Origin of the sequence: Ileibacterium valens, from assembly GCF_001945525.1 — a bacterium.
GTDB classification, from domain to species: Bacteria; Bacillota_I; Bacilli_A; order Erysipelotrichales; family Erysipelotrichaceae; genus Ileibacterium; species Ileibacterium valens.
Genome location: NZ_MPJW01000253.1, coordinates 1 through 664, shown reverse-complemented (window position 1 = coordinate 664; position 664 = coordinate 1). Strand labels below are relative to the sequence as shown.

Here is a 664-nt window from a genome sequence, read left to right as displayed (position 1 = left end):
ATCTCATTAACAAGCTGACCATTCAGTATGAGAAGAGCCAGGAAGAGAATGAAGCTAACAGAAAACTGATTAAGAGCCTCACAGAGCAGCTGGATCAGGCAAATGCCACGATCCTTGATCTGTCTGCTCAGATCAGGCTGATGGCTGCTCAGAAGTATGGCAGGAGTTCTGAAAAGAGAAAGCCAGATAAAAAGGACGATCATGACCAGCCATCCGGTCCTTCTGCCAAAACCCCTGCTCCCGGAGCTTCCGCAAGGAAACGGCCTGTTCGTTCCAAAGCCCGTAAGCCGAAGGAATCTCTGGAAGATCTTATTAAAAAGATGAACCTTCCTGTCACAGATGAACTTCACGAACTGTCTGAAGACCAGAGAATCTGTTCCGTCTGCGGTACGGAACTCACTCCGATCGGCAGAAAGCTGGTCCGTCATGAAGTCAGATACATTCCAGGAAAACTGGAAATCATCCGGCACTATTCTGTTTCTTACGGCTGTCCCGAATGTAAAAGGAAGAGCCGGGATCCGCGTTATCTTCCAGGCGAGTTTGATATTCACCCGGTCATGGCAAAGGCTCCCGAATCACTCCTTTTTGGAAAATGGGTTTCTCCCTCTCTGATGGCGCTTGTCATCACCCTCAAGGCACTGTATCAGCTGCCCGTCCACCGGGT

1 protein-coding gene is annotated in these 664 nt (G+C 49.5%); it reads left to right on the top strand.

Annotation, left to right across the window (positions count from 1 at the left end; genetic code table 11):
* On the top strand, nucleotides 1–664 hold a 664-nt coding region (locus BO222_RS11655; RefSeq protein WP_143357034.1), incomplete at both ends, for an IS66 family transposase zinc-finger binding domain-containing protein.